20 protein-coding genes and 2 tRNA genes are annotated in these 18,713 nt (G+C 42.7%); 15 read left to right on the top strand and 7 right to left on the bottom strand.

From position 1 onward, the window contains the following. The first annotated feature begins 14 nt into the window (after positions 1-14). Positions 15-233: a hypothetical protein gene (locus MSWHS_RS20485; RefSeq protein ID WP_156148206.1), complete on the top strand. Its 219-nt coding sequence runs from the start codon at positions 15-17 to the stop codon at positions 231-233. A 119-nt stretch (positions 234-352) separates the two neighbouring features. On the opposite strand, the gene MSWHS_RS12035 is transcribed toward MSWHS_RS20485, so the two are convergent. Further along, entirely contained in the window at positions 353-1,174 is an 822-nt protein-coding gene (locus MSWHS_RS12035) for a formylglycine-generating enzyme family protein (RefSeq protein WP_048129756.1), read from the bottom strand. Positions 1,175-1,628: 454 nt separating this feature from the next. On the opposite strand from MSWHS_RS12035, the gene priS reads away from it, so the two are divergent. The 13 genes from priS to MSWHS_RS11980 all read left to right on the top strand — a co-directional run bounded on the left by priS (position 1,629) and on the right by MSWHS_RS11980 (position 11,079). Then, positions 1,629-2,873 (top strand): DNA primase catalytic subunit PriS, encoded by a 1,245-nt coding sequence (gene priS, locus MSWHS_RS12030; RefSeq protein ID WP_048129757.1) that lies wholly within the window; start codon positions 1,629-1,631, stop codon positions 2,871-2,873. Beyond that, positions 2,839-3,564 carry a hypothetical protein gene (locus MSWHS_RS12025; protein ID WP_048129758.1) on the top strand — a complete coding sequence of 242 codons (726 nt, stop codon included), beginning with the start codon at positions 2,839-2,841 and terminating at the stop codon, positions 3,562-3,564. The genes priS and MSWHS_RS12025 overlap by 35 nt, the downstream gene beginning before the upstream one ends. Positions 3,565-3,994: 430 nt before the next feature. Then, positions 3,995-4,273, top strand: a complete 279-nt coding sequence (locus MSWHS_RS12020) for a 50S ribosomal protein L44e (protein WP_048129759.1) — start codon at positions 3,995-3,997, stop codon at positions 4,271-4,273. Positions 4,274-4,279: 6 nt separating this feature from the next. After that, positions 4,280-4,468 carry a 30S ribosomal protein S27e gene (locus tag MSWHS_RS12015; RefSeq protein ID WP_048124561.1) on the top strand — a complete coding sequence of 63 codons (189 nt, stop codon included), beginning with the start codon at positions 4,280-4,282 and terminating at the stop codon, positions 4,466-4,468. Positions 4,469-4,540: 72 nt separating this feature from the next. Then, positions 4,541-5,347: a translation initiation factor IF-2 subunit alpha gene (locus tag MSWHS_RS12010; RefSeq protein ID WP_048129760.1), complete on the top strand. Its 807-nt coding sequence runs from the start codon at positions 4,541-4,543 to the stop codon at positions 5,345-5,347. A 6-nt stretch (positions 5,348-5,353) separates the two neighbouring features. After that, positions 5,354-5,509 (top strand): RNA-protein complex protein Nop10, encoded by a 156-nt coding sequence (locus MSWHS_RS19435; protein WP_082088175.1) that lies wholly within the window; start codon positions 5,354-5,356, stop codon positions 5,507-5,509. A 9-nt stretch (positions 5,510-5,518) separates the two neighbouring features. Further along, positions 5,519-6,289 (top strand): proteasome assembly chaperone family protein, encoded by a 771-nt coding sequence (locus MSWHS_RS12005; protein WP_048129761.1) that lies wholly within the window; start codon positions 5,519-5,521, stop codon positions 6,287-6,289. Between the two features lie 148 nt (positions 6,290-6,437). Further along, the gene (locus MSWHS_RS12000; RefSeq protein WP_048129762.1) at positions 6,438-7,850 is read left to right on the top strand and encodes an endonuclease Q family protein; all 1,413 of its coding nucleotides are present in this window, start codon (positions 6,438-6,440) and stop codon (positions 7,848-7,850) included. Positions 7,851-8,031: 181 nt separating this feature from the next. Beyond that, positions 8,032-8,115 (top strand) — tRNA-Ser (locus tag MSWHS_RS11995). 273 nt (positions 8,116-8,388) lie between these two features. Next, on the top strand, positions 8,389-8,880 hold the full coding sequence (locus MSWHS_RS11990) for a rubrerythrin family protein (RefSeq protein WP_048129763.1): 492 nt from the start codon (positions 8,389-8,391) through the stop codon (positions 8,878-8,880). 313 nt (positions 8,881-9,193) lie between these two features. Then, positions 9,194-10,012, top strand: coding sequence for an IS5 family transposase (locus MSWHS_RS11985; protein WP_048127483.1), 819 nt, complete (start codon positions 9,194-9,196; stop codon positions 10,010-10,012). Between the two features lie 596 nt (positions 10,013-10,608). Further along, positions 10,609-10,779, top strand: a complete 171-nt coding sequence (locus MSWHS_RS20480; protein ID WP_156148207.1) for a hypothetical protein — start codon at positions 10,609-10,611, stop codon at positions 10,777-10,779. A gap of 107 nt (positions 10,780-10,886) precedes the next feature. Then, a tRNA-Trp gene (locus MSWHS_RS11980) sits at positions 10,887-11,079 on the top strand. Between the two features lie 42 nt (positions 11,080-11,121). Here MSWHS_RS11980 and MSWHS_RS20475 read toward each other — a convergent pair. Then, positions 11,122-11,274 (bottom strand): hypothetical protein, encoded by a 153-nt coding sequence (locus tag MSWHS_RS20475; protein ID WP_156148208.1) that lies wholly within the window; start codon positions 11,272-11,274, stop codon positions 11,122-11,124. Positions 11,275-11,720: 446 nt separating this feature from the next. Here MSWHS_RS20475 and MSWHS_RS11975 point away from each other — a divergent pair, with 446 nt between their 5' ends. Further along, complete coding sequence (locus tag MSWHS_RS11975) at positions 11,721-12,524, top strand: hypothetical protein (RefSeq protein ID WP_048129764.1); 804 nt, start codon at positions 11,721-11,723, stop codon at positions 12,522-12,524. Between the two features lie 277 nt (positions 12,525-12,801). Here MSWHS_RS11975 and MSWHS_RS11970 read toward each other — a convergent pair whose 3' ends face one another. The 5 genes from MSWHS_RS11970 to groL form a co-directional block, all read right to left on the bottom strand. Next, positions 12,802-13,992, bottom strand: coding sequence for a pyridoxal phosphate-dependent aminotransferase (locus MSWHS_RS11970; protein WP_048129765.1), 1,191 nt, complete (start codon positions 13,990-13,992; stop codon positions 12,802-12,804). A 297-nt stretch (positions 13,993-14,289) separates the two neighbouring features. Next, positions 14,290-14,934, bottom strand: a complete 645-nt coding sequence (locus MSWHS_RS11965) for a hypothetical protein (RefSeq protein ID WP_048129766.1) — start codon at positions 14,932-14,934, stop codon at positions 14,290-14,292. 121 nt (positions 14,935-15,055) lie between these two features. Then, the gene (locus MSWHS_RS11960) at positions 15,056-15,739 is read right to left on the bottom strand and encodes a queuosine precursor transporter (RefSeq protein ID WP_048129767.1); all 684 of its coding nucleotides are present in this window, start codon (positions 15,737-15,739) and stop codon (positions 15,056-15,058) included. Between the two features lie 127 nt (positions 15,740-15,866). Then, the gene (locus MSWHS_RS11955) at positions 15,867-16,694 is read right to left on the bottom strand and encodes a ribonuclease H family protein (RefSeq protein ID WP_048129768.1); all 828 of its coding nucleotides are present in this window, start codon (positions 16,692-16,694) and stop codon (positions 15,867-15,869) included. 330 nt (positions 16,695-17,024) lie between these two features. Next, positions 17,025-18,635 carry a chaperonin GroEL gene (groL, locus tag MSWHS_RS11945; RefSeq protein WP_048129770.1) on the bottom strand — a complete coding sequence of 537 codons (1,611 nt, stop codon included), beginning with the start codon at positions 18,633-18,635 and terminating at the stop codon, positions 17,025-17,027. Between the last annotated feature and the right edge of the window lie 78 nt (positions 18,636-18,713).

Genomic DNA, 18,713 nt, shown 5'->3' with positions numbered 1-18,713 from the left:
ATAATAGAGGATTCATGTATAAGTCTATTGTCCGGGCAGTAACCGTAAAAGGCTATTGTCCAGGCAGTAACCGTAAAAGCCGTATTCAACCTGTCCTGTCCCACACCTTCGGTGCGGCTTTTCCCGTAATACACATTAAAAATATGAAGACAAAAAAGGCACAAAAACCGAAAACGAATGCTTCGATCTATCAGGCTTCACCGGAGAATTCCTTGATCTCAAGGCAGTGGTAAAGTAGAAAATAGTGTATCGATTCCAAAATAAATTCCTGATTTAGTAGGAAAATATTAGCGATTGTTAAATATATTCAAAAATCAAATTTTATGAACCTACTTCGGAATCGTAGTAGTAGTTACAGTTCCCTCAAAAGGCGAAAGCCCAGGTTACTGAAACGGCTCTCAGGGTCGCGCCCGAAACGGCTAGCTGAACAACAGGATTTGGTATCACAGTACCAGCTGCCCCCACGAGAAACCCGATCGAAGCAATCCCCATCTTCCCATGAATATTCATCAGAAGGGGAACCGTTGTAGTTTTCTTGCCATTTATCCTGGACCCATTCCCAGACATTCCCATGCATGTCATAAAGCCCCCAGGGATTCGGCTGCTTCCAGCTAATCAAATGAGTCTTACTATCTGAGTTTTCAGCGTACCATGCACATTCATTAAGCTTTGACTCATCGTCACCAAAAGAATACCTTGTTTGTGTACCGGCTCTACAGGCGTATTCCCATTCGGCTTCTGAAGGTAAACGGTATTTATCGGTGCTTTCTGCTGTATTAAGTTTTTCAACAAATTCCTGGACCTCATACCAGGAAACCATCTCAACAGGTCGGTCTTCGCCCCTGAAGTGTGAAGGAGAATCCCACATTATGTGCTTCCATTGTTTCTGTGTGACCTGAGATTTACCCATGTAAAAAGGGTTTTCAATTGTTACTTTATAGACAGGATATTCGGAATTTGATATGTCCTGCTCTTCAGAAAGAGAACCCATATAAAATTCACCGGGAGGAATCAATACAAATTCCATACCTGTAGAAGAGCTAGTAAAGGTTTCAAGAATTTCTGAGTATCCAAACTTTGCCACAACATATGAACCTGAGTTTTCAATTTTTTCCCTTTTCAGATAGCAGAGAACTAAATTAATGTAATTTTTAAGGCTAATTTTGCTTCCCATAAGACCTTCCCCCAAAAGTTCTTATTTCGTAACCTGTTTCGATAGTTCATCTGAGTTATCACGCTATTAACAGGAACATTTACAGAGATGTTATATACTGAGTTATCACGCTATTAACAGGAACATTTACAGAGATGTTATATATAGTAACAGGAAATTCATATTTACACTTCTTGATCAATTGGGTTATATTGCGCATGAGCTCTTTTTCTTTCTAAGTAAATCCCATCCCTTTTTAACCTATAACGAGTCCTTCCCAATGACAATTTCTGTAATCCTTAACTGGTGGTTTTCCAGCAACTTTGAAGCCGCTGACCTTGACATCAATTGATAATATGAACTGTTCTAAAAAAAAATTCATATAAACAAAAGTAAAATATGAGTTAATCTATCTAAAGAAACCCCAGACCAAAACTTTAACTAAAAGATTCAAAATCCAGGCAACCAGAAAAACATGGACATCCGAACCACCCAGTTTTTGAAATCCCGCTTCCAGAACTATTATAAGACCGCAGAGATAGGTTTTCCTGATCACCTGCTTAATAGAGAATGGGCTTTTATCTTTTATGACGATATGCCTGAAAAGATGATGCACCGGCACAAGTCTTTCGGCTCGCAGGGGGAAGCCCTTGACTACCTTTATGGCATGGCTCCTGCACATGTTTATAATTCTACAGCTTACTATGAATACCCTGACGCAAAGAAGATGAATGAAAAGAACTGGCTAGGGGCAGAGCTGATTTTTGACCTTGATGCAGACCACCTTCCAAACGCTCCAAAGAACTATGCTGACATGCTGGAGCTTGTGAAGAAGGAGACTTTCAAGCTCATGGACTTTCTTTTAGACGATTTCGGGTTTTCAGAGAAGGATATCGAACTTGTTTTTTCCGGAGGAAGAGGATACCACTTCCATATTACAAACCCAAAAGTCATGAATCTAGGGAGTTCAGAAAGAAGGGAAATAGTGAATTATGTGAGCGGGAGAGACATTGATTTTAAACACTTTTTCAAGGAAGTTGCAATGGATGGGGATTTCGGGACAGGCTCAAAGACATTTAAAGGGATTAAGAACGTGCCTGTGAAGTGCACGCTTGTTGGATACGATTCCGGGTGGGGAAAAAGGATTGCAATTTATCTTACGGACTACATGAAGGCTGAATGTGAAAAAAAATACAAGAAATATATGTTTCCTGAGCTTCGCAGGCATGAGAAGGTAGGAGATACCACAATAAAAAAGCTGATTAATATTACAAACAGTGAAAATGGCTTAAATGACATTCTGGAGAGGGGAAGGCTGGACTTCGACGTAAGAAATTTTAAGGAGATAGCCGCATATTTTATGCAGGAATCAGTTGAGGACTTCCTACACAGGTTCGGAGCCAGTGTTGATGAACCGGTGACTGCAGATATCAAACGCCTGATCCGTGTACCCGGGTCCCTTCACGGCGGGTCCGGGATGCTGGTTAAGAAGCTTGCTTTATCCGAGCTGGAAGGATTTGAACCACTCAATGATGCCGTTATCTTTAGCGACAAACCGACAAAGATAACCGTTTCAAAGCCTTTCTCAATACAGCTAAAGGGCAAGGATTTAAGAATAGAGGAAGGCATACAGGAAGTTCCGGAGTATGCAGCCGTATATCTAATTTGTAGAGGTGTTGCGGAGTATGGACATAGAAGAAATCAGCCAAACACTGTATAAAGAAAAAAACCAGACACTGAAAACAATTCCGGCTGATTTTTACCTGGAAGCTGAAAAATACATCAGAGAGCTTGAGAAAGAGATTGAGAAGACCAATAATCCCCGTTCTCCTGAATCAAAGATGCTCAATGACGAGCATGAAAGGGCGCTTTCGGACCTTGAGACTATTTTTATGAAAAGGATAGGAAAGGTCATTACCAGGGCAACGATCCAGTCTCACGCAAATAAACCTATTTCAAAGGATATCGAAAAGCTGCTTCCTGCGGAAAAATTACTGTATGACCTTGTGCTTCAGGGCATAGAAGCTGCAAAGGTAGAGCTTTTAGGCCCCATTCTATATCCAAATTCAGGGAAAACTGCCGTCTGGCCCTGTGTATGGTCAACAAGACAGGCTCCTGCCGCGATTCCTCCAGAAGCACAGACAGGCAGAGAAATAACCGCGGCTGCGAGCGGGAAGGAAACAGGGACAGAACCGGACAAAAACAATATAAACGAAAAATATGTTGTTGTCCGAATACTGAAGGACCTGCCTACCTTCACAGGTGCGGATAGCCGAAACTATAAGGTCAATGCCGAAGATGTGGTTGTTTTGCCGCAACTGAATGCAACCGGACTGATTAAGCGGAAAGCGGCAAAACTGATTGTTGCCAGAGAGAAAGGCTCTGAAGAAAAGAATTCCGAAAAGAACTGACTCTTTGAGACATGCAGTTTATTTTAGCCAGAAAAACAATTGTGGACAGGCATTTCAGAAATCCTGTAAACAACAGATTCATGCCTTATGAAGGAAAAGCACTTCAGGCAATAGTATTAGTATTTATATGTGTAGCTATATCTGTGTAGCTTAACCTTGTTAGCGTGCTCTGACCTCGTCTTCGAAAGGAGACCACCACTCAGGATATTGAGGCAAAAGAGATTTAAGGCAAAAGAGGTCAGACGATTTCAAACTTATGAATTAAAGCTTCCCAAATTCATCAATTAAAGCTTCCCAAATAATAGATTCCCGTGAATAAAACGCCATACGTAACGCCATACGTATATTCAATAAGTATATTAAACAGTGCTTTTCCGCAAAAGCCGGAATATGCACAACATACCAATAATCATCAAAAAAGGTGTAAAGAATGAAGATTCCAAAGCGGTTCAGAACTTACTGCCCGTTCTGTAAGACCCACAGTGAACACGTAGTAGAGAGGGTCAAGAAGGGCCAGGCTTCATCAATGACCCACATTGCGAGGCAGAAGAAAAGACAGCAAGGTATAGGAAACAGCGGAAAGTTCTCCAAGGTGCCCGGTGGCGACAAACCAACAAAGCGCATCTGGCTCAGGTACCGCTGCACCGTATGTAAGAAAGCACACCAGAGACCCTGTTTCAGGGCAAAGAAGTTCGAGTTCAAGGAGTAAGATAAAATGATAGACTACACCCAGCGACCAAAAAGCAGGTTCCTGCGCGTAAAGTGCAACGACTGCGAAAACGAACAGATTATATTCGGAAGCGCAAGCCGTAAAATTACCTGCGTAGTCTGTGGTAGGACCCTTGCCGAACCAACCGGTGGAAAATCGACAATTACCACTCACATTCTGGAAGTGCTTGAATAACTGTATCAGGAAAAATACTGAACAGGAATATGGCAGAAAATAATAGAAAACAAAAAGTGAGAAGTGGTACGAATGGGAAACGATAACTGGCCTGAAATCGGAGAGTTTGTTGTCTGTACGGTGAAGAATGTAACAGATTTCGGAGCCTACGTCGAGCTTGAGGAATTCGGAGGGAGGGAAGGTTTCATCCATATCTCCGAAATTAAAGCAGGCTGGGTCAAATACGTCAGGGACTACGTCAGGGAAGGGCAGAAGATTGTCTGCAAGGTTCTGAACGTGGACCCTTCCCGCGGCCACATAGACCTTTCATTGAAAGACGTAAATGAGCACCAGCGGCGGGCTAAGATCCAGGAATGGAAGAACGAGCAGAAAGCCGCCAAGTGGCTCCAGTTCGTGGCCGAAGAAACCAATGACGATGAAGGCAGCATTCAGGCTCTGCACGAGAAACTTGTAGAAGAGTTCGGAAGCGCATACTCCGCTTTCGAAGAAGCAGCCATCGAAGGGGAAAAAGCCTTTAAAGGGCTTAAAGTCAACAAGAAAGACTTGAAGAGCATAATCAAGATCGCGGGAGAAAATATCAAACTGCCCTTCGTGGATATCGCAGGGTATGTGGATCTGACCTGCAATCTTCCAAAAGGCATAGAGGTCATAAAACAGTCTCTCCATGCTGCAAATTCAATCAGCGATGTTGATGGAAAAGATATCCGGCTCGAAGTAAGTTACACAGGGGCTCCGAGATACAGAATCAAGGTAATAGCTCCTGACTATAAGAAAGCCGAATCAGTCCTTAAAAAATCCGCCCAAACGGCAGTAGACACTATTTCCAAACTTGGTGGACACGGGATTTTCAAACGGCATATCGAATCAACAAAGGCGTGATACCCTTTGGGACAAAAGATCCGCAAATGCAAAAATTGCGGCAGGTACACTTTAAGGGAAAAATGTCCGGTTTGCGGGGGAGAAACCTTACCCGCTATCCCGGCTCGCTTTTCTCCTCAGGACCCTTACGGTAAGTACCGAAGACTGGCAAAGAAAGGATAAGAGATTTTTATGCAGCAAAGTACACTTGTCCGCCTGAAAGAAAACCTTGAGCTCAAAAACCCCGTACTTATAGTCGGACTTCCGGGAGTGGGGCTTGTGGGCAAGCTGGTGGCAGAACACCTGGTAGACGAACTTGAGGCTGAAAAGATTATGGAGGTTTATTCCCCGCATTTTCCACCCCAGGTCCTTGTCAATAAAGATTGTACGGTCCGCCCGGTAAGCAACACCATATACTATGGAAAAGCAAACGAAACTGATGTTCTCTTTCTTGTAGGAGACCACCAGAGCACTACCTCACAGGGACATTACGAACTCTGCTCTCTTTATCTGGACATCGCAGAGGAATTTAAAGTGCCCAGGATATACACCCTCGGAGGCTACCCCACAGGCAAACTCACCTATGAAGATACAGTCCTGGGGGTTGCAAACAGTACGGAACTGATCGAAGAGATTAAGAAATACGGGATTGAGTTCAGGGAATCAGAGCCAAGCGGAGGAATCGTAGGAGCTTCCGGCCTGCTTGTGGCTTTCAGCGGGATGAGGGGCATAGATGCCGCCTGCCTTATGGGAATGACGCCCGGATACCTGATGGATCCAAAAAGTGCCCAGTCTCTTTTGAAGGTGCTGTGCAATATGTTCGGGATCGAGGTAAACACGGACTCTCTTAAGAAAAAAGCCGAGGAAATGGAGAATATCCTCGAAAAGTTGAAAGAAAAAGAAGAACAGCAGAACTTCTCCGAAGTTAAACCCACGGAAGAAGACCTGCGTTATATAGGATAAATACACGGATCTGAAAGTTACAGGTAGAAGGAGGGTGATTTATTCGCCCTCATTACATAGATAAAAAACGAATTCAATAGAGCAGGATGGGGAAGTTGACGCATTCCTCCCCTGAGCTAAAGACTCAGGGGTTTCCTGCTGAAGGATTATGAAAGTCAATGCAGACCTCCATCTCCACTCGAAGTACTCGATGGCTTGTTCCAGAAAAATGGAACTGCCCACAATTGCGAGGGAAGCCTCGAAAAAAGGGATGGAACTTATCGGTACCGGGGACTGTACTCATCCGAAGTGGTTGGAAGACATTAAAAACGCAGCCATTTCAGACGAAGAAATTCGGATAGGAAATATATTTTTTATCCCCACTACCGAAATTGAGGATATCGACCGGGTGCACCACCTCCTGATATTACCTTCTATTTCAAAGGCCGAAGAGTTGGCAGAAAGAATTGCACCCTTCGGAAACCTTGAAGCAGATGGGCGCCCCACAGTTAAGCTGGATGGCTGTGAAATTGCAGAGATTGCAAAAGACCTGGGAGCTCTTATAGGCCCTTGCCACGCTTTTACTCCCTGGACTGCTCTCTACGCCTACCACGACAGCCTGGAAAGCTGCTATGGAGATATGACAAATTATGTTTCTTTTATTGAGCTTGGTCTGAGCGCAGACAGTAATTATGCGGACAGGATTGAAGAACTGCACCGACTAACCTTTCTTACAAATTCTGATGCCCATTCCCCTTATACCAACAAACTGGCAAGGGAATTTACTCAGTTCAATGTTCCGGACATCACTTTTGAGGGCATCAAAAAAGCCATTCTCAGGGAGCAGGGATACGGGGCTACTCTGAACGTCGGTTTTTTTCCTGAAGAAGGAAAGTACAACCGATCTGCATGCATCAAATGCTTTACCCAGTACCCACTGCTGGAAGCCGAAGCCAGCAGATGGCGCTGCCCTATATGCAGAGGCATTATTAAAAAAGGAGTGGCTGACCGGGTCAATGAACTTGCAGATTTTGAAGACCCCAGGCATCCTGACTACCGACCTCCTTACCTCCACCTGATGCCTCTTGCAGAGATCATACAGATGGCACTCGGCCATGCAAGCGTCCAGACAAAAGGCGTAAAGACTGCCTGGGAAATCCTTGTGGAGCATTTCGGAAACGAGGTTGAAGCCCTTATCTATGCAGAACCTGAAGCTCTGAAAATAGTGGACGACAGGGTAGTAAACGCAATTCTTGCCTTCAGAAAAGGCGATGTTATAATCCACCCCGGCGGAGGCGGCCAATACGGCTGGCTCGAACTGCCCGGCAACCTGAAAGCAGAAAAGGCTGAACCTGCAGGAAAAGCTGCCGAGGAAAAGAAAAGAGCCTCAAAAATAACAAAAAGGGAGAAAGAAAAGCCCAGAACTCAGACCTCTTTTTCTGACCTTGAGAGAATAAAATCGGCAGGAACAGCGGAAACAGTAGATGCTGATGAAGAAAAGGCAGCCGGAGCAGGAACAAAAGAACCGAATGAAGAAAGTCCAGAAAAACCTGCAGGTCAGAGGTCACTTTTTGATTTTTAACATCCCGGATCCCGCTGAGAATAAAATATATAAGATAGAAAGTGTATTCACTTAACTCTGCACCAAAAACGCCGGGCACTGCCCGGAAACTTCCTCATTACTTAAGATTCATCCGGCATTTAAGCTGACATGAAACTATAAGTCGAACTAAAACCTATCTGAAACGTTCTTAAATCAAAATGCCCAGGTAGTCTAGCGGTAGGGCGACGGTCTCGAAAACCGTTTCTTCTTTGGGAGAGCGCAGGTTCGAATCCTGCCCTGGGCGTAAATTCCTGATTAAAAACATATTAAAACCTTTTTTAGAAAAACAGGCATTGTCTGATTAATTTGTTAATCCGTTCCGGAATCTCCGAGGAAATCTTTCAGTTGTGAAAAAGACACAATACAATGAATGACGTTGTATGGGGAAGAAATGCTTGTAATTCACTCCTTTAGTCCGCTTGAGCAAGAGAAGCTCATTGTTCTTATGGGCGTTAAGAATAATATATATGACCAGTAAATAGAGTGAAAAAAGATTTCAAATCAAGGGGAAATAAACATGAGTTCAAAGGATAATCTTAAGGCTGCGTTTACCGGCGAATCGATGGCAAACAGAACATACCTGGCCTTTGCGAAAAAAGCAGATGAAGAAGGATATCACCAGGTAGCCAAACTATTTAGAGCCGCTGCTGCTGCAGAAACAGTCCATGCTTTCAATCACCTCCAGCGTATGGGCGGGATTGGAACTACAATGGACAACCTGAAAGAGGCCGTAAACGGGGAAACATATGAGTTTGAGACAATGTACCCCACATTTATAGAGGAGGCAAAGACAGAAGGGGACAACAGGGCTCTCTGGAGCTTTGAGGTCGCAAATAAAGTAGAAAAGATCCATGCCAGACTATATGAAAAAGCCCTGGAAGAAATTGGGAACAATAAAGAGGTTGATTATTACGTCTGCGGGGTCTGTGGACATACTATGGAAGGTGAACCTGAAGGGAACTGTCCAATTTGTGGGGCACCTGCATCCAAATATAACAAAATTGACTGAAAGCCGAGACTCGAAAACAACGTTTTAAGACGACAACGTTTCTGACGTTCAGCGGGACATATCGAGAGCCAGCAGATAAGAAAAAAAGCTCTCCATTTACTTTTTTGCTATCATGAGATAGAACCACCTCCGACATAAAGAAGGAGAATGTATATTTAAAATTGAAACTGGACATCTAAGTAGAACACCCAACTAAGTAGAACACCAAACTAAGTAGAACACCCAACTAAGTAGAACACCCAACTAAGTAGAACACCAAACTAAGAGCCTATCCGAAAAGTAGAATAACTATATTTTAGGGTAATGTTGATTAGTGGTAACACGAAAAAACGGACATGACTACGAGATTTCTGATGAATTCTGGACTAAAATCAAACCATTATTACCTTTCCCTAAACCCAAAAAGAAGCCTGGACGACCTCGAAAAGATGATAAGAGAATACTGAGTGGTATTTTTTATCTTCTTCGTACTGGTTGCCAATGGAAGGCGTTGCCACGCTTTTATGGAGCTCCAAGCACTGTCCATGATCGGTTTCAGGAATGGCAAAGATCAGGGTTATTTGAGAATATGTGGAAAGCTGGTCTAGTGGAGTATGATAATCAAAACGGATTAGAGTGGGAGTGGCAAGCAATTGACGGTGCTATGACAAAAGCTCCACTAGGTGGAGCTGGGACCGGAGCTAATCCAACTGATCGTGGCAAAAAAGGTACAAAAAGGAGTCTGTTAACAGATGGTAAAGGTATACCACTATCGGTTACTGTTGATGGAGCAAATCGTCACGATAAAAAGCTTGTAAAAGAGACTTTAGATGCCATTATTTTTGAAAGACCGTCTCAAGATGATGTTATTCAGAATATATGTATGGATAAAGGATATGATTTTCCTGATATCAGAGAATTAGTTAAAGAATATGGTTATACTGCCCATATCAAAAGCCGTGGAGAGGAAAACATAAGAATAGAGATACCAGGTTTTAGGGCAAGAAGATGGGTTGTGGAAAGGACACATTCTTGGATAAACAGATTCAGAAGAATGCTTATTAGATGGGAAAAGAAAATTGAGAATTACTTTGCGATGCTTCATTTCGCATGCGCATGGATAACATTCAGAGCAGCGGGACTTTTCGGATAGGTTCTAAGTAGAACACCCAACTAAGTAGAACACCAAACTTATCAAAAAATATTCCTCATACAGAATGAAAATATATTAACATTATGATGAGAATTAACATAATAACAAGTAATATAATAACTTGAAAAAAACAGAAACATAAGGTAAAAATAACCCTAAAGATTAAGAGGAAACCCTTTATATACTCAATATTAATATTTTTCAATAACTCGCATTAATCAATCGGAAAATGCTACGAACGTTGAACCCCATTTGGGGAATCGGCTCCAATAACCCCATAACTAGCATATATTACAAAAGTGTTAAAATTCCGGACAAGTATATACTTGGAAAAATTGGTAGAAAAATAGATCCGGATTGGATTCACCCACAAACCTGTCACCAATCTAAAAAAATGAGAGGAAGTCCTTACCTCTTAATTCCAACCTTTTTTATAACATTTTCAAAAAACAGATTAAAATCATTCCTGGTCTTCTTTGACCACATCAGAAACACTAGTTAAGATATGATATGTTGCTATCCTGTGGGAGTCATAAATAACTTTATTTGTAAAACCCTCGATATAGAACAAAATTAAAAAGGGAGCCCTGAAGCCTTTGAAATTAAACAAGAAATGGATAAAATACTTTGACCGCCGAAGAACAGGAAAGTGGACAGGTGAGATAAGCACATATGACTTTGCAGTCCGGCTGCTTGGCTATATCTCCTTTGCAATACTTATGCTCGCAATTCTTGCAGGAATAATTTACTTCAAATTCATGTACTGAGTAAGAAATAGTAACCTTATAGAAATATTATTCCGAAAACATTATTTCCTTCCGTTAACTATTTAAAAGAGAAAGGATATGAGAGTATCCTTGTTAATCTTCATAAAGGGGCTGTGGCCTAGCCCGGCATGGCGATGGGCTCCAGCGGATAAATGATGAACAACGGGTCTACCGAGTCTTTCCCGACGGGGCAGGACAATGAGGAACCGTTGGAGCACTGATAGATGCTCACCAGAAAAACTGTGAAAGCAGTTGTTCGGAGATACCCGTCGATCGTGAGTTCGAATCTCACCAGCCCCACGTTTTTTCTTTTCTTTAATTTTGATTTTCAGAAAAACTTTCTCAGCTTTGTACGAGTACCTCTAATTCAAGAATCTCTAATTCAAGTATCTCTAATTCAAGTACCTCTAATTCAAGTATCTCTAATTCAAGTATCTTTAAGTCCAGTATATCTAAGTCCAGTATATCTAAGTCCAGTATATCTAATTCAAGCATCTCTAAGAACGTGTCTTAAAATTAAATTTGATTCTACAATGATGACAGTAATTATCATTTGAACTGAAAAACAGTGTCATTAATCTGATAAATGTCTAATGTGTAAATTTTAACCATGATGTCTAATGTATTTACTTTCATACATCGAGCGAGTAAACCTGATGTAATAAATTTACAGTCTGAATTAAAAGTCAGCAATGACCACTATATAAATGTAGAAATGGTTTGAATTTTAAGGCAGCCTCTAAGTCCAGTATCGACACTCCCCATATTTACCCCTTTTTTGATAATATCCTCTTTTTGAGATCTCCGGGCCTAACCTGTCACAGAGGTAGAGAAACCGATAGTTTCGGAAGGAAACACTTTCACAAAGCTTCCTCAAAAGTTAATATTTCCGAAAACCAATCTTTCTCCAGATTAACTCAAAAACAACTGAGGTTCCCCCTTTGAAACGAGAAAAAGAAGAGATAACAGTCCTTATCAGAGCTACCCCGGAGAAAAGCAGAAGAAACGGGGAAGTGCATGCCGTCGGAGTTACGGGCATCAACAAAGCCGGAGAACTCCTGAGGCTTTACCCTCTCAGGTTCAGGTATGGCGAAGGACTGGTGGATTTCAGGAAGAATGACCTGCTCGAGGTTATGGTTACGAAGCCTGAGCATGACCTGAGGTTGGAAAGCAGGAAAGTCCTTGATTATGTAAACCTGGAAAAGCCCGCAAAGGACAGGAAAATAAAAGAGCTTATCCTGCCACTGGTGACGTCTTTAGAAAGGCTGAGCATTGAAGGAGTAAGTCTGGGAGTAGTAAAGCCAGAGCTTCTGGATGTCGAGGTTAAGGTAAACAGCATTGAAACCTATGACCGGCAGCAGTACTTTAATATGATGGGAGATTTTCTGGAAAAAGGGGAAAAAGCCAGAATGCCTGTGGAGGTCAGGTACACTTTCAGGTGTGAGGGAGAAGAAGCCTGCAGGGGGCATAGAATTAACCTGCTTGACTGGGAACTCAATGAAACCGTACGGAATATTGTAAGGGAAAAAAGGGAGCATGAGGCTGTGAAAAAGAAAATAGAAGAACAGCTCTTTGAACTCCTGAAAGAAAAAGAACTTTACTTTATCATGGGGACTCATTTCACATATGGAACCTGGATGATTACGGGGATTTTCTGTCCTGAAAAAGAAGGTCGGAATCAAAGCAGTATTTTTGATTTTAAGCAGGGGAGTGAAGCTACGACAGCGGAAAAAATAATAACCTGAATTAAACGGAGTGAACTACCCCCTGCTTTCTGATGAAAGCGAGGACGGAACTTCCTTCGAGTGATTACGTCACCTGGATATTTGCAGTGATGCAAGTATCCATCTGTAAAATTAGAAAGATAATTATAAGAATTGAGAGGCAGAAAAGGACTGCTTTCGGATTCTGGAAGTTTTCATAATTCAGTCTCATCCATCAGTCTCATCCATCAGTCTCATCCATCAGTCTCATCCATCAGTCTAATCCATCAGTCTAATCCATCAGTCTCATCCATCAGTCTCATCCTTCACCTTCAAATTCTTTTTCCAGGAAAACTTCTAGACGGTCCATGCCTTCTGCAATGTTTTCAAGGCTGTTAGCGTAGGAAAAGCGCAGGTAACCTTCTGCCCCGTTTCCGAAGTCTATGCCGGGAGTTACTGCCACGCCTGCCTTATTGAGGATCCTGCGGCTCAGTTTAAGAGAATCACTGCAGAACTTGCGGGCATCAGCAAGGACATAAAAAGCTCCCAGTGGCTCTCTGCGAACATCGAGACCCATGCCAAGAAGCCTTTTTAGCATGTACTGGCGGCGCACATTATAAATCCGGACCATCTCAGCAACATGTTCCTGGGAACCTTTCAGGGCTGCAATGCCTGCTTCCTGGACAAAGGAGTTAGCGCAGATAAAAAAGTTCTGGTGAATTTTCTGAATTGCACGTACGCATTTCGGGGGACAGATAATATAGCCAAGCCTCCAGCCGGTCATTGCATACAGTTTGGAAAAGCCATTCAGGACAAAGGCATTTTTAGTATATTCCAGAATACTGTGGTCTTCTCCGTCATAGATCAGGCCCTGGTAGATTTCGTCCGAAACGATAGGAATTCCTTTTTCATCCGCTATTGATGCAAGGCCCTGCAAGCTTTCAGGAGACATAACATGCCCTCCAGGATTTGAAGGGCTATTAATGAGAATGGCTTTGGTGTTCGGGCTCAGGCACTGTCTTACGGTTTCCGGTTCAAGGGCAAAGCCGTTTATCTCACTCGTATAGACAAAAACAGGGACCCCACCCAGATATTTTACGAAATTCGGATAGCAGGCATAGTGAGGGTTCGACATAATTACTTCATCCCTCTTTTCAAGCAGAGCCATAAAAGCCATCAGGAGACCAGGACTTGTCCCGGAAGTAACAATAACCTGATTGGGATCCAGGTCAACTCCAAACTTCTGATAATAAGACTCAACTATTGCTTCTCTAAGAGCGGGAAGTCCCTGGCTATGAGTGTACTTTGTAAGTCCCTGACCAATCGCAGTACATGCAGCCTCACATATATGGGAGGCGGTAGGGAAATCAGGCTCTCCGACCTCGAGGTGGATTATATGCCTGCCCTGAGCTTCCAGGGCCTTGGCACTTTCCAGTACTTCCATCACATAGAAAGGAGGGATATCTTCGGATTTTTTTGAAAGGATGCATTCGGAATTTATCAAAAACATAAAAGACCTTCTGAAAAGCGATTACTATAAAAGCCACAGGGTAAAAGCAAGTAATATCATCAAATATGTTCCATCATTGAGTAGATACTATCACTGAATGTACCTGAAACTGCGTATGCTTTCAATATTTAAATATTCTGTGGGGAAAAACATAGAATCAGAGATGAGAGAGCATAAAAAAAAACTAATTTTCGTAAGAAGTTAGAAGAAAAAATTAATTCTCGGAAGAGGTTGAAAAGAAAAAACGAACCCTCTGAACTGGATAAATTCTACAGAAACTTGAGTTCTCAGAGGAACTCAATCATTCGGCATAATTTTTTCAATTACCTCCACATCCGGCTCATCCCATCCCTGGTCTTCAAGCTTTTTTGCAAAATCACATTGAGAAGACAGGAATTTTTCAACGTTTTCAGGGACAATATTGAGGAAATCGTAGTCTCCATAAGCTCCCGTAAAGAAAGAAGCGACAGTTTCTTCAAATTTATCTTCTATTCTTTGGGGATACCAGAGCCCATATTGAAAAAGCAAAACAAAATTAGGGTCAGGGACAGGAGTCTCTTCCGGATAAATATAAAAACCTATAAAAATCTCTTCTCCGAATTTTGCAAGAACCAGTTTCTTTTCAAACTCCGGCTTCTGAAGTTTGAGAAACCACTCTCCCTTTAAGAGGTCTCGAGGTTCGTTAATAACTCCATGGGCTTTCAGAATCCTTTCAGCTACCTGCTGGATCTCCAGGGTCATACCCTTACGCTGTTCCTCAGGCATATCCAGGCAGGAGATACAGAATTCTTCAGAGGGAATTCCTGTGTGTCGAGTACCTGTTTCTTTACCTGACTTCTCCTGCTCTTCAGCTTTTCTTTCGTAATCCTTTTCGGAATTTGTCTCATTACTCCGGATCTCGGCCTTTACCTGCCAAATTTTTACCTCAGGATGTTCTGCCATAATTAGCACCCCCCGTTAATGTATAGGACGGTGATACCCATAAGCATTGGGATTTAAGCCCCGGAAATATATTCCCGAACCACTTCAGAATCGAAGCTGATTTCAGGAACCATCCCCTTTTTTAACCATTAACCGAGCCTGCCTCCATGCTTTCCCCATGATAGGGGGCATCGTCCGTGCTTTCAGAAGCAAGCCACCGGACTCCAAGATATACAAAGGGAGTGTCAAGGAGGGCAAAAACCGCTTTAAGGGCCCAGAGAGGCAAAACCATATAAAGAATTGGGACTGCTCCCAGTTCGGGAGTTGCATGATAGAAAGCGATAAAAATGAAAATAATGGAGTCGAACAGCTGGGAAACAATTGTTGAAAGGTTGTTTCTAAGCCAGAGGTGTCTACCATTTGTCTTCTGCTTCCAGAAGTTAAAAGCCCAGAGGTCATGGTACTGGCTTATGACAAAAGCGATCATGCTTGCCAGGATAATCCGCAGGGAGTTTGAGAAAACATTATTATAAGCCTCACTATGCGGATACAGAGGGGAGGGGGTCAACCCTGTACTTACAAATACGAAAAGTACAGCGATGCAGAGTGAAAGGAAGCCAGCGTGTACGAAAATCTTTGTTACTTCTTTTCCCCTAACCTCTTCTACTATGTCCGTAATAAGAAAAGTAACCGGATATCCGAATAAACCGACTGAGGTTACAATTCCGAAGATCTCAATTAGCTTGCTCCCAAGAAGATTTCCAAGAAGCAGAGAGCTGACGAAAACTGTTAGCAAGAGCTGTGTTTTGTAATCTATGGGTTTCATGGATACTCAGGGGTTTAAGTTGGGTTTTGGGGTTGAATGATAATATTATAAGTGGAATACTTTAACTTTCAGTGCACCGGTGTTTGATCATGGGATGTTCGGTAATGGACTGCGGAGCGCAGAAGCATTACCTGAAACGTTCTGCTCTTCTGAAGAGGTTTTGAGGTGACCGATCTACTTCATCGCATATGACCTTATGGGGAATAGAAGAGGGTAGAATGGAGTATGCCTGGCTATCCGTTCCCCGAAGCCCCCAGGTTTCATCCGTGAGCAGGAAATAGGAATTTTCAAGTCTTATACCCTTTGATTTAAGAGAAAAAAGAATTTCAGGGTTTGAAAGGTCTTTTCTAATCTCTTCCGCAGCCTTTACCTGAGTGCCCGGACCTCCTTTTTTTACCAGATAAACCAGGTCATCGGAAAGGGTCTTTTCCATTGTGCGGACTATCAACCTGTAGCAGGTTTTTTTATTAGTGGACTTTTCCGGAACTTTTTCCAGATAAAAAACGTTGCTTCCATTTTGGGCAATGTCTGAAAGAATATCTTCCCGCCTCGAGAAAGATTCCACATCCGACGTGGATGTACTCGAGAAAAAAACAGGAAACTTTTTAGACAGGCTATCTGCAGCTGCCTGATTCATCTTCTCACGGGGAATATACTCGAAGCTAACTCCAGACCCCGAAAACTCCTTTTCTACTTCCTGCGCCCTTGCCTGAAAAGTTTTTACGGCTTCAGTAGAGTCATTATAAACAACTATTTCTGTATCGCCTTTTGAAAAAATCCTGATAAGGGATATGGCAAAATTGAGGGCTGCAAGTTCACAGTCAAGATTATTTTGAGGATGACCCGGGACTTTAGTTGTTGATTGATGAAGCTGCATGCTGTCCCGCAGCACCACGCAACCGATGTAAGAATTTTCACCTTCATTATAGGATGAATCGCAGTAAATTTCAAGCATCTTTACTTTCACCTTTCTGGCAGGGGGAGTTTTTAGTAAACGAACTGGATGATTAAGGGGATTATGAGTGATTATGAATAAAGATGGGAGAGGATAACAGTTTGACTATAAATTAACAGTTAGAAATATGGAAAATTACGCTTTTACAAAAATATTGCGCTAATGACAGAAAAAGGTTTTCAGCCCTTACCTGAGATAAAAGAAAAAGGAGGAGGGCTTCAGAGTGATTAGGGAAAAGGAAGAATGAAATCAGGAAAAAAGAAAAAGAAAAAAAAAGAAAAGAAAAGAAAAGAAAAGAAAAGAAAAAAAGAGAAAAGAAAAAAACCACAATCAGATAATAATTGTATCTGTCCTGTCGTCTTTCTCTTCATCGAAATCGGTCACGAGAGCTTCAGTCGTGAGCACCATCCCCGCGATTGAGGCGGCATTCTGAAGCCCGCTTCTTACCACTTTTGTCGGATCGATTACACCCGCTTCGAAGAGGTCTTCAAAGACATCACTCTTTGCATTGTACCCGAAGAGTTCGCTGGGTTCTGCCCTTATGGCTGCCACCACTTCAGCGCCTTCCCTGCCTGCATTTATGGCGATCTGACGGACAGGATCTTCTATGGACCTCTGGACGATCTTTACACCCACCTGCCTGTCGCCATCAAAGTTCAGGGATTCAAGAATTTCAGCTGCACGGAAGAGACTTACTCCTCCTCCTGTGACTACACCTTCCTCAACTGCGGCTTTTGTGGCGTTCAGGGCATCATCGATTCTCATCTTCTTTTCCTTGAGCTCGGTTTCTGTTGCAGCTCCTACTTTGATTACAGCAACACCTCCCCCAAGCTTTGCCTGGCGTTTTTTAAGCTCGGTTTTTCTGTAGTCGGCTTCAGCAATGTTAATCTGAGCTTCGATGACTCTGACCCTTTCATCAATCTTTGCTTTGTTACCCTTGCCTTCCACGATTATGGTTTTATGGTTGTCAACCGTGACTTTCCTGGCACTTCCAAGCATGTAGTCACTGAATTCCTCAAGTTTCATGCCTTTTTCTTCACTGATAACCTGCCCACCGGTAAGGACGGCAATGTCCTCAAGCATCTCTTTTCTCTCGTTTCCGAACCCAGGAGCTTTTACAGCGCAGACCTTCAGGGCTCCGCGGATGATGTTCAGGATCAGGGCTGCCTGGGCATCCCCATCAACGTCCTCAGCAATAATCAAGAGGGAACGGCTTTCAGAAGCGACCTTCTCAAGCACAGGTACGATCTGCTTCATGCTGTTGATCTTCTTGTCTGTAATCAGTATATAGGGATCTTCAAATTCACAGATCATTTTTTCAGTATCAAGTGCCATGTATGGGGAAACAAAGCCGCGGTCAAACTGCATACCCTCGACCACATCAAGGCTGGTTTCCATTGTCTTTGAGTCTTCAACAGTGATTACCCCGTTGTAGCCGACCTTTTCCATAGCATCGGAGATCAGGTTGCCTATTTCTTCATCATTGTTTGCAGAAATAGTAGCTACCTGTATGATATTGTCCTTGCCTTTTACCTCCACGCTCTTGCTCTTGAGATACCCTACAACCTTTTCCGTAGCGATCTCAATCCCTTTCTTGACTTCTATAGGGTTTGCCCCTGCACTGATGTTTTTCAGGCCTTCACGGATCATGCTCTGAGCAAGGAGGGTTGCGGTAGTTGTCCCATCTCCTGTGTTGTCCTGGGTTTTGGAGGCAACCTCTTTGACAAGCTTGGCGCCCATATTTTCAAACTTGTCATGGAGCTCTATTTCTTTTGCAATGGTAACACCGTCATTTGTGACCACAGGTTTTGTGCTTTTATCCAGCACGACATAACGACCCCTCGGCCCCAGGGTGATCTTAACAGTATTTGCAACTTTATCTACACCGTTTAAGAGGGCTTTTCTTGCACTCTCATCAAACATTATCTGCTTTGAAGCCATCTGTATTCACCTGGATTAAGATAAAATATTCTTACTTAGTTAAGCTATGATTTATCGAAGTCGTGATTTACCTGACAT

It is taken from the genome of Methanosarcina sp. WWM596 (genome assembly GCF_000969965.1).
Classification (GTDB): domain Archaea; phylum Halobacteriota; class Methanosarcinia; order Methanosarcinales; family Methanosarcinaceae; genus Methanosarcina.
This window is presented reverse-complemented; position numbering and strand designations above follow the sequence as displayed.

Bases quoted from the DNA above. Each gene is read 5' to 3' on its own strand.
- MSWHS_RS20485 (WP_156148206.1), top strand. From the start codon at position 15: ATGTATAAGTCTATTGTCCGGGCAGTAACCGTAAAAGGCTATTGTCCA.
- MSWHS_RS12035 (WP_048129756.1), bottom strand. From the start codon at position 1,174: ATGGGAAGCAAAATTAGCCTTAAAAATTACATTAATTTAGTTCTCTGC.
- priS (WP_048129757.1), top strand. From the start codon at position 1,629: ATGGACATCCGAACCACCCAGTTTTTGAAATCCCGCTTCCAGAACTAT.
- MSWHS_RS12025 (WP_048129758.1), top strand. From the start codon at position 2,839: ATGGACATAGAAGAAATCAGCCAAACACTGTATAAAGAAAAAAACCAG.
- MSWHS_RS12020 (WP_048129759.1), top strand. From the start codon at position 3,995: ATGAAGATTCCAAAGCGGTTCAGAACTTACTGCCCGTTCTGTAAGACC.
- MSWHS_RS12015 (WP_048124561.1), top strand. From the start codon at position 4,280: ATGATAGACTACACCCAGCGACCAAAAAGCAGGTTCCTGCGCGTAAAG.
- MSWHS_RS12010 (WP_048129760.1), top strand. From the start codon at position 4,541: ATGGGAAACGATAACTGGCCTGAAATCGGAGAGTTTGTTGTCTGTACG.
- MSWHS_RS12005 (WP_048129761.1), top strand. From the start codon at position 5,519: ATGCAGCAAAGTACACTTGTCCGCCTGAAAGAAAACCTTGAGCTCAAA.
- MSWHS_RS12000 (WP_048129762.1), top strand. From the start codon at position 6,438: ATGAAAGTCAATGCAGACCTCCATCTCCACTCGAAGTACTCGATGGCT.
- MSWHS_RS11990 (WP_048129763.1), top strand. From the start codon at position 8,389: ATGAGTTCAAAGGATAATCTTAAGGCTGCGTTTACCGGCGAATCGATG.
- MSWHS_RS20475 (WP_156148208.1), bottom strand. From the start codon at position 11,274: ATGCTTGAATTAGATATACTGGACTTAGATATACTGGACTTAGATATA.
- MSWHS_RS11970 (WP_048129765.1), bottom strand. From the start codon at position 13,992: ATGTTTTTGATAAATTCCGAATGCATCCTTTCAAAAAAATCCGAAGAT.
- MSWHS_RS11965 (WP_048129766.1), bottom strand. From the start codon at position 14,934: ATGGCAGAACATCCTGAGGTAAAAATTTGGCAGGTAAAGGCCGAGATC.
- MSWHS_RS11960 (WP_048129767.1), bottom strand. From the start codon at position 15,739: ATGAAACCCATAGATTACAAAACACAGCTCTTGCTAACAGTTTTCGTC.
- MSWHS_RS11955 (WP_048129768.1), bottom strand. From the start codon at position 16,694: ATGCTTGAAATTTACTGCGATTCATCCTATAATGAAGGTGAAAATTCT.
- groL (WP_048129770.1), bottom strand. From the start codon at position 18,635: ATGGCTTCAAAGCAGATAATGTTTGATGAGAGTGCAAGAAAAGCCCTC.